General features: G+C 65.2%; 13 protein-coding genes. 9 read left to right on the forward strand and 4 right to left on the reverse strand.

The window, feature by feature from the left end:
• Positions 1–39 precede the first annotated feature (39 nt).
• From P0645_RS09130 to P0645_RS09140, 3 genes are all read left to right on the forward strand, one after another.
• Entirely contained in the window at positions 40–1,824 is a 1,785-nt protein-coding gene (locus tag P0645_RS09130; RefSeq protein WP_284164260.1) for an SLC13 family permease, read from the forward strand.
• 4 nt (positions 1,825–1,828) lie between these two features.
• On the forward strand, positions 1,829–2,167 hold the full coding sequence (locus P0645_RS09135; RefSeq protein ID WP_284164261.1) for a hypothetical protein: 339 nt from the start codon (positions 1,829–1,831) through the stop codon (positions 2,165–2,167).
• 73 nt (positions 2,168–2,240) lie between these two features.
• The gene (locus P0645_RS09140; RefSeq protein ID WP_284164262.1) at positions 2,241–2,981 is read left to right on the forward strand and encodes a YebC/PmpR family DNA-binding transcriptional regulator; all 741 of its coding nucleotides are present in this window, start codon (positions 2,241–2,243) and stop codon (positions 2,979–2,981) included.
• 147 nt (positions 2,982–3,128) lie between these two features.
• On the opposite strand, the gene P0645_RS09145 is transcribed toward P0645_RS09140, so the two are convergent.
• Entirely contained in the window at positions 3,129–4,010 is an 882-nt protein-coding gene (locus P0645_RS09145; RefSeq protein ID WP_349775076.1) for a LysR family transcriptional regulator ArgP, read from the reverse strand.
• A 137-nt stretch (positions 4,011–4,147) separates the two neighbouring features.
• On the opposite strand from P0645_RS09145, the gene P0645_RS09150 reads away from it, so the two are divergent.
• On the forward strand, positions 4,148–4,750 hold the full coding sequence (locus tag P0645_RS09150; protein WP_284164471.1) for a LysE/ArgO family amino acid transporter: 603 nt from the start codon (positions 4,148–4,150) through the stop codon (positions 4,748–4,750).
• Between the two features lie 80 nt (positions 4,751–4,830).
• Positions 4,831–5,727, forward strand: a complete 897-nt coding sequence (locus tag P0645_RS09155; RefSeq protein ID WP_284164263.1) for a DMT family transporter — start codon at positions 4,831–4,833, stop codon at positions 5,725–5,727.
• Positions 5,728–5,731: 4 nt separating this feature from the next.
• On the opposite strand, the gene choV is transcribed toward P0645_RS09155, so the two are convergent.
• The 3 genes from choV to choX all read right to left on the reverse strand — a co-directional run bounded on the left by choV (position 5,732) and on the right by choX (position 8,648).
• Positions 5,732–6,784 (reverse strand): choline ABC transporter ATP-binding protein, encoded by a 1,053-nt coding sequence (gene choV / locus P0645_RS09160; RefSeq protein WP_284164264.1) that lies wholly within the window; start codon positions 6,782–6,784, stop codon positions 5,732–5,734.
• Positions 6,784–7,632 carry a choline ABC transporter permease subunit gene (gene choW, locus P0645_RS09165; protein WP_284164266.1) on the reverse strand — a complete coding sequence of 283 codons (849 nt, stop codon included), beginning with the start codon at positions 7,630–7,632 and terminating at the stop codon, positions 6,784–6,786. Before choW ends, choV begins: the two co-directional genes overlap by 1 nt.
• An 89-nt stretch (positions 7,633–7,721) precedes the next feature.
• Positions 7,722–8,648: a choline ABC transporter substrate-binding protein gene (gene choX, locus P0645_RS09170; protein WP_284164267.1), complete on the reverse strand. Its 927-nt coding sequence runs from the start codon at positions 8,646–8,648 to the stop codon at positions 7,722–7,724.
• A 266-nt stretch (positions 8,649–8,914) separates the two neighbouring features.
• Here choX and betI point away from each other — a divergent pair, with 266 nt between their 5' ends.
• From betI to betA, 4 genes are read left to right on the forward strand one after another with little or no spacing between them, the layout of a single operon-like run.
• Entirely contained in the window at positions 8,915–9,499 is a 585-nt protein-coding gene (betI, locus tag P0645_RS09175; RefSeq protein WP_284164268.1) for a choline-binding transcriptional repressor BetI, read from the forward strand.
• A complete protein-coding gene (betB, locus tag P0645_RS09180; protein ID WP_284164269.1) occupies positions 9,496–10,950 on the forward strand; it encodes a betaine-aldehyde dehydrogenase in 1,455 nt (484 codons plus the stop codon). Before betI ends, betB begins: the two co-directional genes overlap by 4 nt.
• Positions 10,947–11,957: a pyridoxal-phosphate dependent enzyme gene (locus P0645_RS09185; protein WP_284164270.1), complete on the forward strand. Its 1,011-nt coding sequence runs from the start codon at positions 10,947–10,949 to the stop codon at positions 11,955–11,957. Before betB ends, P0645_RS09185 begins: the two co-directional genes overlap by 4 nt.
• Positions 11,954–13,603: a choline dehydrogenase gene (gene betA / locus P0645_RS09190; protein ID WP_284164271.1), complete on the forward strand. Its 1,650-nt coding sequence runs from the start codon at positions 11,954–11,956 to the stop codon at positions 13,601–13,603. The genes P0645_RS09185 and betA overlap by 4 nt, the downstream gene beginning before the upstream one ends.
• Positions 13,604–13,706 lie beyond the last annotated feature (103 nt).

Raw genomic sequence — 13,706 nt, forward strand, 5'->3', positions numbered from 1 at the left:
CGATGGGGTCCCGATAGCGGCCCCGCGCTCGGGGATAGAATGCTGCCTTTCGAATTTCTGGACACGGTGCAGGCATGGCTCGCGCTCGGGATTGTCGCGGTGATGTTTGCGCTTTTCCTCAGCGAGAAATTCGCGCCCGAAGTGGTGGCGATGGCGGGCGCGGCCCTGATGATCGTCCTTGGTATCTTGCCGATCGAAGAGGCGACGAAGACGCTTTCGAATTCCGCGCCCTGGACCATCGCCTTCATGTTCATGATCATGGGCGCGCTGATGCGCACCGGCGCGCTTCAGGCAATCACCAATATCGCCGAGCGCCATGTCGAGGATCATCCGGCACGGACGATCGTGCTCCTCTATCTCGTGGTCATCGTCGGTTCCGCCTTCATGAACAACACGCCAGTGGTGGCGGTGATGATCCCGATTTTCATGCAGGTGGCGAAAAAGCTGGGCACCTCGCCCTCGCGTTTCCTGATGCCGCTCTCCTATTTCACCGTGATGGGCGGGATGATCACGCTTATCGGCACATCGACCAACATCCTGGTGGACGGCGTGGTGCAGAAACAGGGGATGGAGGCCTTCTCGATCTTCGATGTCGCGCCGGTGGGTCTTGCCGTAACGCTCGTGGGCGCGGCCTTCATGGCGGTTTTCGCCCGGCGGCTGGTGCCGGAGCGGCAATCGATGGGTGTCCTTCTCGGCGACCGGCGCAAGGTGAAATTCTTCACCGAGGTCGCCGTGCCCGAAGAGTCCAGCCTGATCGGGCGGCGCGTGATGGATGTCGAGATCTTCAAGCGCGACGGGGTGCGGCTGGTGGACGTGCTACGCGGCGACGCTTCGCTCAGGCGCGACCTCACCTCGGTCGACCTGCGCGAAGGTGACCGGGTCGTCCTGCGCACCGAAATGGCCGAGCTTCTGCATCTTCAGCAGCGCAAGGACGTGCGGCTGGTGGACAAGCTGTCGTCGGTCGAGACCGAGACGGTCGAGGTGCTGATCACGCCCGGCTGCCGGCTGATCGGCCGCACGCTCGGCGAATTGCGCCTGCGCCGCCGCTACGGCGTCTATGTGCTGGCCGTCCATCGCCGCAACCAGAATATCGGCCGCCAGCTCGACGATCTGATGGTGCAGGTGGGCGATACGCTGCTGCTGGAAGGGGCTGCGGAAGATATCCAGCGGCTGGCGAGCGATGTGGACCTCGTCGATGTGTCGAAACCGTCGGCGAAACCCTACCGGCGCAGCCACATGCCGCTTGCCATCGGCGGTCTGGCGGCCGTCGTCATGCTTGCAGCGCTCGACGTGGCGCCGATCCTCGTTCTGGCGATGCTTGCCGTGACGTTCCTTCTTGTCACCCGCTCCGTCGATCCAGACGAGGCACTGCATGCGATCGACGGGCGGCTTCTGGCGATGATCTTCGGCATGCTGGCCGTGGGAGAGGGGCTTTATGCCTCGGGCGCGGTGCAGCTGATCGTCGATGCGGTCGCGCCGCATATCCAGCATCTGCCGCCGCTTGCGACACTGGCCATCGTCTATTTCCTCGGGCTCGTCCTGACCGAGTTCCTGTCAAACAACGCGGTCGCGGTGATCTACACGCCGATCGCCATGCATCTGGCCGTCACCCTCGGCCTCGATCCGCGCCCCTTCGCGATCGCGGTGATGTTCTCTGCCTCTGTGGCCTTCGCCACACCGATCGGCTATCAGACCCATATGATGGTTTACGGCCCCGGCGGCTACAAGTTCACCGATTTCCTGCGGATGGGCATCCCGCTCGATATCGTGACCGGTATCACCGCGGTGCTGACCATCGCCTGGATCTGGCCTTTGCAGGGGTAGTTCGATGCGGATCGCATGTGCCTTTCTTCTCTCGCTTCTTGCGCTTCCCGTGGTGGCCGCGCCGGTGCCGGACCGTATCTGGCTGGGCGGCGAGCGGTTGACGGTCTATTTCCCCAACGGCGTCATCTGCCGCGCCGATGTCGGCCTGACCGGCGGGGCAGGGCGGATGGAAGGTTGCCCGCATGCTGCGGATTGGCGGGTCATGGTCCGCAAGCGCAATTATCTTGAGCCGCTTCTCGGTGCGGCCGTGTCGCCCTATGCGCTGGTCACGATCACCGATGCGCAGGGCCGCGTTACGCGCTTCCGCACACCGCCCACGCTCGGGCGCGACCAAAGGCACTGACCGGCCCGGGGTTGCGGGTCGCAAGGCGCCTGCCTATAGAGGCGCCGAACCAGCTAATCTGTCGGAGAAGGTCATGGCAGGCCATTCCAAATGGGCCAATATCCAGCATCGCAAGGGCAAGCAGGATGCTGCACGCTCCAAGATGTTCTCGAAGCTCGCCAAGGAAATCACGGTGTCGGCCAAGATGGGCGACCCCGACCCCGAGAAGAACCCGCGCCTCAGGCTTGCGGTGAAGGCGGCCAAGGCCCAGTCGATGCCCAAGGACGTGATCGAACGGGCGATCAAGAAGTCGATGGGCGGCGATGCGGCGGACTATACCGAGATCCGCTATGAGGGCTATGGCGTGAACGGGATCGCGATCATTGTCGAGGCGATGACCGACAACCTGAACCGCACCGCCTCGAACGTGCGGTCCTATTTCACCAAATGCGGCGGCAACCTTGGCCAGACCGGTTCGGTCAGCCATTCGTTCGACCGGGTGGGGGAAGTCAGCTTCAAGCCCGAGGCGGGCGATGGTGACACGGTGATGATGGCGGCGCTGGATGCGGGTGCCAATGACGTGGAAAGCGACGAGGAGGGCCATTGGGTCTATTGCGACGCAGATGCGCTGAGCGACGTGACCGAGGCCCTGGAGAAGGCGTTGGGTGAGAGCGAGGAGGCAAAGCTCATCTGGAAGCCGCAGTCGCGCACCGAGGTGGACCTCGAAACGGCACAGAAGCTGATGAAGCTGATCGACCTTCTGGAAGAGGACGACGACGTGCAGGCCGTGACCCATAATTTCGACGTGCCCGACGAGGTTGCCGCCGCGCTTTGAGATTTCGTCCGGGCTTCGCCCGGCCGACCCGCGCGAGGGGGCGCTGCCCCCTCGCGCTCCCCCTCCAAGGTGCGAGGGGGCGCTGCCCCCTCGCGCTCCCCCAGAGTATTTCGGGACAGAAAGTGAAAACAGGGGTTTGACCGCGGTTCAGGGCGGCGTGAGCTTGGCTTTTGCTGCCCGGCGGACGGCTGCGGTGAGCGGCGCGAGAAGCGTTGCATGCAGGCGGCTCACCTGCCAGTCGAGCGGCTTGAGAAGCGGGCGGTCGGGGGCGAGGTCGACGAGGGTTCCGCGGGCGAGGTGGGGTGCGATCAGGGGTTCGGGATTCATGCCCCAGCCAAGGCCGAGAAGCGCCGCCTCGACGAACGCGTGACTTGAGGCGATGAGATGGGTCGGGAGTGCGACGGGGCGCCCGGTCAGCACCCGGGCCCAGTCGGTCTGCAGGCGGTCCTTGTTGTTGAAGGTGAGCGCGGGCGCGCGTGAGAGCGCCTCGACGCTCATGCCGCCCGCGAACCAGCGGTCGCGGAAGGCAGGGGAGCAGGTGGCGCGATAGGTGAGGGCGCCGAGAGCGTATATGGCCGCGCCCTGCGCCGAGGCTGTGCCGGCGGTGAGGGCGGCCGCGACCTCGCCGTGTTTCAGCAGGTCGACGGAATGATCCTGGTCGTCGATCACCAGATCGAAGAGAAGATCGGGCACCGTTGCCAGGGCTGGCAGAAACCAGGTGGCGAGGCTGTCGGCATTGACGGCGATCCGCACCGTCGGATTGGCACGGTCGGCGGCGCGGCCAAGATCATGCATCAGCGCGCTTTCGAGGAGCGCCAGATCGTCGGCATGGCGGGCGAGCCTCCGGCCCGCCTCTGTCGCCTGCGCGGGTTGGGTGCGCAGGACCAGAACCGTGCCGAGCCGGTCCTCGAGCGCGCGCAGGCGCTGCGAGATTGCCGAGGGCGTCACGTTCAGCGCCCGCGCCGCGCCCTCGAAAGAGCCGGTGCGCAGAATTGCGGCGAGGGAGGAGAGCTGGTCGGGGTCTATCATCAGATTTTCTTAACATGGATTACGAAAATTAAGTAGTCCTGGAGACAGCCAGGCGCTATCCGGTCAGCCATGCGGCCGGAGCGGAGGGCGACTGATGAGCGGTGGAACATCTGCGGACTGGCGTCGGATCAGGCGCGATGCTTGAGGCGGCGTTCGCCGGGTTCCGGCTGGGGCTGGGGCTCATCCTCGCCATCGGGGCGCAGAACGCCATGGTGTTGAGGCAGGGGCTCCGGCGCGAGCATGTGTTTGCCGTCTGCCTCTTCTGCGCTGCCTCCGATGCGGTGCTGATCGGGCTTGGCGTTTCGGGATTTTCCTTCGCGTCGGCGCGGCTGCCATGGCTTGCCCCGGCGCTGCGCTGGGGCGGGGTGGCCTTTCTGCTGTGGTATGGAGCGCGGTCCTTCCGCGCGGCGTTCCGGGGCGGGGAGGCGCTGCGCGCCGCTGAAGGCGCGGTGCCGCCGCTCGGCCGGGTGCTGGCGATGATCGCGGCGGTGACTTGGCTCAATCCGCATGTCTATCTCGACACGGTGGTGCTGATCGGCTCGATCGCCGCGCAATATCCCGGCCGGGCGTTGGCCTTCGGCCTCGGGGCTGCGGCCTCGTCCTTCGCCTTCTTCTTCTCGCTCGGCTACGGGGCGCGTCTGCTGGCGCCGGTCTTCGCGCGGCCTCGCGCCTGGGTGGTTCTCGATCTTTTCGTCGGCGCCTTGATGTGGTCGCTCGCCTGGGGGATCGCCGTCGGCTGAGCTTGTCTTTCCCCTGCCGATCTGGTCTGGCTTCGGGCGCCGGGGCGCAAACGGGCGGGCAGGGCGTCGGGATGGAGCCTATGGGAAAGCAGACGCCTTTGGCCGGGATCCTCTGGATGGCGCTCAGCGGGCTGAGCTTCGTTGCCGTCAATGGCACGGTCCATCATCTGGGCACCGCCTTGCCGGCGGCGGAAGGGGCCTTCATCCGGTTTCTCTACGGGCTCGTCTTCCTCGCCGCGCCGCTTTGGCGCATCCTGCGCGCGGGGCTGCCGGATGGCGCGATCAGGATGATCGCGCTGCGCGGCGGTCTGCATACAGTCGCGGTGATCCTGTGGTTCTATGCGATGGCGCGCATCCCGGTCGCCGATGTGACGGCGATTGGTTATCTGAGCCCGATCGTGGTGACGGCAGGGGCGGCGATGTTCCTGGGCGAGCGGATCGCGGCTCGGCGGATCACCGCGATCGCGGTGGCGCTTCTTGGCGCGCTGATCGTACTGAGGCCGGGACTAAGGGAGCTCGCGCCGGGCCATCTGGCGCAGGTGGGGGCTGCCACTTTCTTCGGCCTGTCCTATATCGTTGCCAAGCGTCTATCGACGGTCCTGCCCGCAGGTGCCCTTGTGGCGCTTCTGTCGCTGTCGGTGGCGATCGGCCTTGCGCCTTTCGCGCTCTGGTCCTGGGTCACTCCGACGCTGGCGCAACTTGCCGCGCTTGCCGTCGTGGCGCTTTTCGCGACACTTGGCCATTATTTCATGGCCCGCGCCTTCGCCGTGGCGCCGGTCAGCGTCACCCAGCCGGTTATCTTCCTGCAACTCGTCTGGGCAACCCTTCTGGGCGTCTTCGCCTTCGGCGAGCGGGTGGACCCTTATGTCCTTCTGGGTGGCGCGGTCATCATCGGCGCGATCAGCTACATGAGCTGGCGCGAGGCGCAGATCGCGCGGGCGGGTGTGACCCCGCCCGTCGGTGCCGAAAAGGCCTGACGGGTCAGCCGCGCGGGTCGAGAAGGCGCGCGATCACCGTCTTGCGCGAGACCTGGCCCACGACCTTGCCGTGATCCGTCACCTCCAAAGCGCGCGTCTCATCCTTCAGCCGCGCCATCACATCCTTGATCGGCGTGTCGATGTCGCATTGGCCGGTCGTCGGCGTGCTGTTCGGCGTGGGCTCGATCGCGTCCCGCGCGGTCAGGACCGAAAGCGGGTTCATGTGATTGACGAAATCCGCCACATAATCCGAGACCGGGTTGGCGATGATCTCGCGCGCCGTGCCGCATTGCACGATCCGGCCACCTTCCATCAGCGCGATCCGGTTGCCGATCTTGAAAGCCTCGTCGAGGTCATGGCTGACGAAGATGATGGTGCGGTGGAGTTTCTCCTGCAATTCCAGAAGCTCGTCCTGCAGCCGGGTACGAATCAGCGGGTCGAGCGCCGAGAAAGGTTCGTCCATCAGCAGGATCGGCGCGTCGGTGACGAAGGCCCGGGCGAGGCCCACGCGCTGCTGCATGCCGCCGGACAATTCGCCGACCTTGGCGTCGGCCCGTTCCGACAGGCCGACCAGCGCAAGTTGCTGATCGACCTTCTCGCGCATCTGGGCGGGTGTCTGGCCCGCAAGCTCTAGCCCAAGGCCGACGTTTTCGCGCACCGTGCGCCAGGGCAGAAGGCCGAACTGCTGAAAGACCATCGCCACGCATTCGCGCCGGACCTTCAGCAGGTCTTCGCGGTTGGCGCCGCCAACTTCACAGCTCCAGTCGCCGTCACGCACCGTAACCGCGCCCCGGCAGACCGGGTTCAGCCCGTTGACCGCGCGCAGGAGCGTCGACTTGCCGGAGCCGGAGAGCCCCATCAGAACGAGAATCTCGCCGCGCGCCACGGTCAGGGAACAATCGTGAACGCCAAGGATCTGGCCGGTGGCTTTCTGGATATCCGACCGGCTCATGCCCTTGTCCATCAGGGGCAGGGCCTTGCCGGGCTCTTTGCCGAAGACGATGTTGACCTTGTTGAACTCGACCGCGATGTCGGGTGTCTGCAGATCCTTGGCCATCACGCATTCCCCTTGCGCAGCATCCGGTCGAGCACGATGGCGACGACCACGATCACGAAGCCCGATTCAAAGCCGAGCGCGGTATTGACGGAGTTGAGCGCGCGGACGACCGGCACGCCGAGGCCGTTGGCGCCGACAAGGGCGGCGATCACGACCATCGAGAGCGAAAGCATGATGGTCTGGTTCAGGCCCGCCATGATCTGCGGAAAGGCATAGGGCAGTTCCGCCTTCCACAGCACTTGCCGCTTGGTTGCGCCGAAGGCGGTCAGCGCCTCGGTCAGGGCGGCGGGGGTGTTGGAAACGCCAAGATGGGTCAGGCGGATCGGTGCAGGCAGAACGAAGATCACGGTCGCAATCAGGCCCGGCACCATGCCGAGGCCGAAGAAGACGATGGCCGGGATCAGGTAAACGAAGGTCGGCAGCGTCTGCATCAGGTCGAGGATCGGCTGCATCGCCGTGTACAACCGCGGCCGGTGGGCGGCGGCGATGCCGATCGGCACGCCCACGCCCATGCAGACCACGCAGCTCGCAAGGATCAGCGTGAGGCTTTCTGCGGTCTCGTCCCAGTAGCCCTGATTGAGAATGAAGAGGAAGCCGAAAAGGACGAAGAGGCAGATCTTCCAGTTGCGCTGCAGATACCAGGTGAGGGCGACGGCGAGCGCGACGATGATCAGGGGGTGCGGCGTTTCAAGGCACCAGAGGATACCCTTGATCAGCAGTTCCATCGTGTCCGCGAGGAAATCGAAAAACCAGCTGAAATTCTCCTTCAGCCAGTCGAATGCCGTCTTCGATATCTTGCCGACCGGAAGTTTGTAGTCGGCCAGCCACAGCTGTTCGAGCCAGTCCATCGCGCTCCCCTTCGCTTTGTTGGCGTTTGAAAGGCGGCAGCGAAGGTTCGCTGCCGCCGGGTTCGTGAAAGGTCAGGTGCGGGGTCGGCTTATTGCAGCGCCGCCGTCACCGCCGCCATGGCATCGCCGCCATCCTTGGTGGTCACGCCGTCAAGCCAAGGGCCAAGCGACTCTGTATTGGCCGCGAGCCAGGTCTTGGCCGCATCCATCGGGTCGGCGCCTTCGTTGAGGATCGCGCCCATGATCTCGTTTTCCATGGCGAGCGTAAATTCGAGGTTCTGCAAGAGCTTGCCCTGGTTGGGGCATTCCGCCACATAGCCCGCACGCACGTTGGTCGCCACTTCCGCGCCGCCGAAATTCGGCCCGAAAATATCATCGCCGCCGGCGAGATAGGTCATCTTGAAATTGGCGTTCATCGGATGGGGTTCCCAGCCGAGGAAGACGATCGGCTTGCCGTCGCCGTTGTGCTTGGCGACCTCTGCGAGCATGCCCTGTTCGGAGCTTTCGATCACTTCGAACCCTTCAAGGCCAAAGGTGTTCGCCGCGATCATGTCGATGATCAGACGGTTGCCGTCATTGCCCGGCTCGATACCGTAGATCTGGCCTTCCAGCGCATCCTTGTTGGCCGCGATCTTCGAGAAATCGTCGATCCCGAGTGCGGCGCCTGCCTCGTTGGTCGCAAGCGTATATTTGGCGCCCACGAGGTTCACGCGGACGGTTTCCACGGTACCCGCATCGCGGTAGGGCGCGATGTCTGCCTCCATCGTCGGCATCCAGTTGCCGAGGAACACGTCGATGTCGCCTTCGGCCAGGCCGGTGTAGGTCACCGGCACCGACAGGACCTTGGTCTCGGTCTCATAGCCGAGCGCTTCGAGAATCGTGGCGGTGACGGCGGTCGTCGCGGTGATGTCGGTCCAGCCGACATCCGAGAACACGACCTTGTCGCAGCCTTCCGCCGACGCTTGCGACGCGAATGCCAGCGCCGCGGACGCAAGCAGGATGGAACGAAGTTTCATGGCAGCCTCCCATATGTTCTTGATTGATGAGTCAATTAACATCATCATCACTTACGTAAGCAAGAAGATTCTTGCCCGGGCGCATTTTCCCGCATCGAGCATGTTTCCCCCTGTGACAGCCCCTGTGGCAGAGTTGTGTCTGCGCGCAGGCTAGCGGAAGATCGGAAGGGTGCAAAGCCGGTTGACACGGCCCGCCAGTTTTTTCTTGATTGACGAGTCAATAACCGCTCTTGTACTCCCATCCCCCCGAACCGAGAGGGCAGATCATGCCGAAAGTTGGAATGGAGCCGATTCGCAAGGCCGCACTGGTGAAGGCGACGATCCTCGAGATCGGTCGCACCGGTTCGCTCGACGTCACGGTCAGCCAGATTGCCAAGCGCGCGGGCATGTCCTCGGCGCTGGCGCATCACTATTTCGGTTCTAAGGAACAGATCTTCCTCGCGGCAATGCGCCATATCCTCAGCCTTTACGGCGCAGAGGTCAGGGGGGCGCTCGCCATGGCCGAGGGGCCGCGCGCGCGCCTGACGGCGATCCTCCGCGCAAGCTTCACGGCGGTGAACTTCCGGCGCGAGGTGATCGGGGCCTGGCTGAATTTCTACGTGCTTGCCCAGACCGTGCCGGAGGCCAAGCGGCTTCTCCGCGTCTATCAGGCGCGGCTGCACACCAACCTTGTCTATGATCTCAGAAAGCTCGTCGGCGCCCGCGCCGAGGAAGTGGCGCGCGGCACGGCTGCGATGATCGACGGGGTCTATATCCGCGAGGCGCTGAAACAGCAGGCAATGCCGGACGGCACTGCGGCAGCAGCGATGGCGCTGCAATATCTCACACTGGAACTGGACAAGACAGAATGATCGCGCAACCCCGGGCAAGCCACTTCGTCGACGGCACCTATCTGGAAGACACGGCGGGCGCCGTGATCGATGTGGTTTTCCCCGCGACGGGCGAAGTGATTGCCCGCGTGCATGAGGCGACGCCCGCCGTTGTCGAAAAGGCGCTCGCTTCGGCGGAGCGTGCCCAGCGGGACTGGGGCCGGATGAAGCCGGTCGAACGGTCGCGCATCCTGCGCCGCGCGGCCGGGATCATCCGCGAGCGCAACCAGTCCCTGTCGGAGCTTGAGACGCTCGACACCGGCAAGCCCATTCAGGAAACCACGGTCGCCGACGCCACCTCGGGCGCTGACGCGCTGGAATATTTCGCGGGCCTCGCACCGACCGTCACCGGCGAGACCGTGCCGCTCGGCCGAGATTTCCTTTACACGATCCGCGAACCCCTGGGCGTCTGCGTTGGCATCGGTGCCTGGAACTATCCGACCCAGATCGCCTGCTGGAAGGCCGCGCCCGCGCTTGCCTTCGGCAATGCGATGATCTTCAAACCGTCCGAGGTGACGCCGCTTTGCGCCCTGAAGATCGCCGAGATATTCATCGAGGCGGGCCTGCCGCCGGGCCTCTTCAACGTGGTTCAGGGCAGGGGGCAGGTCGGGGCCTCGCTTGTCACCGACCCGCGCGTGGCCAAGGTATCGCTGACCGGGTCGGTGCCTACGGGGCGCAAGGTCTATGCGATGGCCGCCGAAGGCATCCGCCATGTGACGATGGAACTGGGCGGCAAGTCGCCGCTCATCGTCTTCGATGACGCCGACGTGGAAAACGCGGTTGGCGGCGCGATGCTGGGGAATTTCTATTCCACGGGTCAGGTCTGTTCGAACGGTACCCGCGTGTTCGTGCAGAAGGGTATCAAGGAACGGTTCCTGACGCGGCTGAGAGAGCGGACGGAAGCGATCAGGCTCGGCGATCCGCGCGACCCCGAGACACAGATGGGTCCGCTCGTCTCTGCCGCGCAGCTTGAGAAAGTTCTGGGCTATGTCGAGGTGGGCAGGGCGGAAGGCGCGCGGCTTGTGACCGGCGGCCACCGTGCCGCGCCGGAAAGCGGTGCCTTCGTCGCGCCCACCGTCTTTGCCGACGTGACCGACGACATGACCATCGCGCGGGAGGAGATTTTCGGCCCGGTCATGGCGGTTCTCGATTTCGAGACCGAGGCAGAGGTGATCGCGAGGGCAAACGCCACCGAGTTTGGCCTCGCCGCCGGGGTCTTTACGGCCGATCTGGCGCGTGGCCACCGGGTGGTGGCCGAACTTCAGGCAGGCTCCTGCTGGATCAACGCCTATAACCTGACGCCGGTCGAGGGGCCGTTCGGCGGTTCCAAACTGTCGGGCGTCGGGCGGGAAAATTCGAAGGCCGCGATCGAGCATTACACGCATGTGAAGTCGGTCTATGTGAACCTCGGCCCGGTCGAGGCGCCCTGGTGAGTCCGACCGCAGCCGATATCGCCCGCGCCTATGCGCTGACCCGGCAGACAACGATCCGCACACCGCTGATCGAGGTTGCGGCCTTCGCCGAGGCAAGTGGTGCGGCGCGCGTGTTCGTGAAGGCGGAAAGCCTGCAGAAGGCCGGGTCATTCAAGATACGCGGCGCGACATGGCGGCTTGCGCAGTTGACTGAAGTTGAGCGGAAACAAGGTGTTATCGCCTTTTCCTCGGGCAATTTCGCGCAAGGACTGGCGGCCGCGGGCAAGGCGGCGGGCGTGCCCGTCACGATCGTGATGCCCGGGGACGCACCCGAGGTGAAGCGCCGCGCGACAGAAGGATATGGCGCTCGGGTGGTTCTGTCGCACCACGGCGACCGCCCGCGCGAGGAAGTGGCGTCGGCGCTTGCCCGGCATCTGGCCGGGGAGCAGGGGCTGACGCTCCTCCACCCGTTCGACGATCCTGCGGTGGTCGCCGGGCAGGCGGGCGTCGCGGTCGAGGCGCTGGAGCAGATGGCAGAGTTGGGCCAGGCGCCCGATCTCGTGGCGGCGCCCACGGGCGGCGGCGGCCTGATTGCGGGCATGGCGCTTGCGACCCGCGCCGCGCTGCCGGGCGCCGAGATCTGGGCCGTGGAGCCCGAGGGATTTGACGGAATGGGCCGGTCGCTGACGGCGGCTGCGATTGGCCGGGTGGCGCCGGGGGCGCAGAGCCTGTGCGACGCATTGCAGGCAACCGCCCCCGGCGCCGCACCCTTTGCCGCCGCGCAGGCGGCCGGGGTCAGGGGCTGCGCCGTGGGGGACACCGCCGTGCGCAGGGCCATGATCGCAGCCTTCGAACAGCTGAAACTGGTGCTGGAACCGTCGGGTGCGGCAGCCATCGCGGCACTTCTCTCAGGACAGTTGCCCGTAAAGGGCAGGACGGTCCTTCTCGTCGCCTCCGGCGGCAATATCGCCTTTGAAACCTTCGTCGCGCTCACCCGCGCGGCCCCGGAAGATGGAAGAACGCAATGATGGCCGACTATGTGATCGTGGGGGCGGGCTCGGCGGGCTGCGCGATGGCCTACCGGCTGACGGAAGCGGGCAAGCGGGTGATCGTCATCGAACATGGCGGCACCGACGCAGGGCCGTTCATCCAGATGCCTGCCGCGCTGTCCTATCCGATGAACATGCCGCTTTATGACTGGGGCTTCCGGACCGAGCCCGAGCCGCATCTGGGCGGCCGCACGCTGGCCACGCCGCGCGGCAAGGTGGTGGGCGGGTCGTCCTCAATCAACGGCATGGTCTTCGTGCGCGGCCACGCAAAGGATTTCGACCATTGGGCCGATCAGGGCGCGCAGGGCTGGTCCTATGCCGACGTACTGCCCTATTTCCGCCGGATGGAAACCTGGCACGGCGGCGCGCCCAATGAGTTCCGGGGGACGAGTGGCCCCCTGCATGTGACGCGCGGCCCCCGGTCGAACCCGCTGTTCCATGCCTTCGTCGAAGCAGGCAAGCAGGCAGGCTATGAAGTGACCTCCGACTATAACGGCGAGAAGCAGGAAGGCTTCGGGCCGATGGAGGCGACGATCTACAAGGGCCGGCGCTGGTCGGCGGCGAACGCCTATCTGAAACCGGCGCTGAAGCGCGAGAATTGCGAACTGATCCGTGCCTTCGCCCGCAAGGTGGTGATCGAGAACGGCCGCGCAGTGGGCGTCGAGGTCGAGCGCGGCGGGCAGGTCGAGGTGATCCGCGCGGGCGTCGAGGTCATCCTCGCGGCCTCCTCGATCAACACGCCGAAGCTTCTGATGCTGTCGGGCATCGGCGCCGCCCGGCATCTGCAAGAGCACGGGATCAAGGTGGTCGCCGACCGGCCGGGCGTAGGCGCGAACCTGCAGGATCACCTTGAGATCTATATGCAATTCGCCTCGAAACAGCCGATCACGCTTTACAAATACTGGAACCTCTGGGGCAAGGCGGTGATCGGGGCGCAATGGCTTTTCACCGGCAAGGGGCTCGGCGCCTCGAACCAGTTCGAAAGCTGCGCCTTCATCCGCTCGGACAAGGGCGTGGATTATCCCGACATCCAGTATCACTTCCTGCCCATTGCCGTGCGCTATGACGGCAAGGCGGCGGCCGAGGGCCATGGTTTCCAGGCCCATGTCGGCCCGATGCGGTCGAAATCTCGCGGGGCGGTGACGCTGAAATCAGCCGACCCGCGCGAGGCGCCGCGTATCTTCTTCAACTACATGTCCCATCCCGACGATTGGGCGGACTTCCGCAAATGCGTGCGCCTGACGCGCGAGATCTTCGGGCAAAAGGCGTTCGAGCCCTTCGTGAAGCACGAGATCCAGCCGGGCGCGAAATACCGTTCCGATGACGAGATAGACAGCTTCATCCGCGCGCATGCCGAAAGCGCCTACCACCCTTGCGGCACCGCCCGCATGGGGCGGCGGGACGACCCGATGGCGGTCGTCGATGCCGAATGCCGGGTGATCGGGGTCGATGGCTTGCGCGTTGCCGACAGTTCGATCTTCCCGCGCGTGACGAACGGCAATCTGAATGCCCCCTCGATCATGACCGGCGAGAAGGCGGCCGACCATATTCTGGGCAAAGGCATGCTGGCGCCCGCCAACTCCGCGCCCTGGATGAACGGACGCTGGTCTGCGTCCCAGCGCTAGGCCGGGGGGCTGTCTGCCCCCCGGACCCCCCGAGGATATTTGCGCCAGAATGAAGGGCTGGATATCATCTTGGCGAAAATACCTCGGGGGTCCGGGGGCAGAG

Source organism: Frigidibacter sp. SD6-1, from assembly GCF_030143255.1.
Lineage (GTDB): Bacteria > Pseudomonadota > Alphaproteobacteria > Rhodobacterales > Rhodobacteraceae > TMP-24.

What these genes read in the sequence shown, in the direction of transcription:
- P0645_RS09130 (WP_284164260.1), top strand. Translation starts at nt 40, where the DNA reads ATGCTGCCTTTCGAATTTCTGGACACGGTGCAGGCATGGCTCGCGCTC.
- P0645_RS09135 (WP_284164261.1), top strand. Translation starts at nt 1,829, where the DNA reads ATGCGGATCGCATGTGCCTTTCTTCTCTCGCTTCTTGCGCTTCCCGTG.
- P0645_RS09140 (WP_284164262.1), top strand. Translation starts at nt 2,241, where the DNA reads ATGGCAGGCCATTCCAAATGGGCCAATATCCAGCATCGCAAGGGCAAG.
- P0645_RS09145 (WP_349775076.1), bottom strand. Translation starts at nt 4,010, where the DNA reads ATGATAGACCCCGACCAGCTCTCCTCCCTCGCCGCAATTCTGCGCACC.
- P0645_RS09150 (WP_284164471.1), top strand. Translation starts at nt 4,148, where the DNA reads ATGCTTGAGGCGGCGTTCGCCGGGTTCCGGCTGGGGCTGGGGCTCATC.
- P0645_RS09155 (WP_284164263.1), top strand. Translation starts at nt 4,831, where the DNA reads ATGGGAAAGCAGACGCCTTTGGCCGGGATCCTCTGGATGGCGCTCAGC.
- choV (WP_284164264.1), bottom strand. Translation starts at nt 6,784, where the DNA reads ATGGCCAAGGATCTGCAGACACCCGACATCGCGGTCGAGTTCAACAAG.
- choW (WP_284164266.1), bottom strand. Translation starts at nt 7,632, where the DNA reads ATGGACTGGCTCGAACAGCTGTGGCTGGCCGACTACAAACTTCCGGTC.
- choX (WP_284164267.1), bottom strand. Translation starts at nt 8,648, where the DNA reads ATGAAACTTCGTTCCATCCTGCTTGCGTCCGCGGCGCTGGCATTCGCG.
- betI (WP_284164268.1), top strand. Translation starts at nt 8,915, where the DNA reads ATGCCGAAAGTTGGAATGGAGCCGATTCGCAAGGCCGCACTGGTGAAG.
- betB (WP_284164269.1), top strand. Translation starts at nt 9,496, where the DNA reads ATGATCGCGCAACCCCGGGCAAGCCACTTCGTCGACGGCACCTATCTG.
- betA (WP_284164271.1), top strand. Translation starts at nt 11,954, where the DNA reads ATGATGGCCGACTATGTGATCGTGGGGGCGGGCTCGGCGGGCTGCGCG.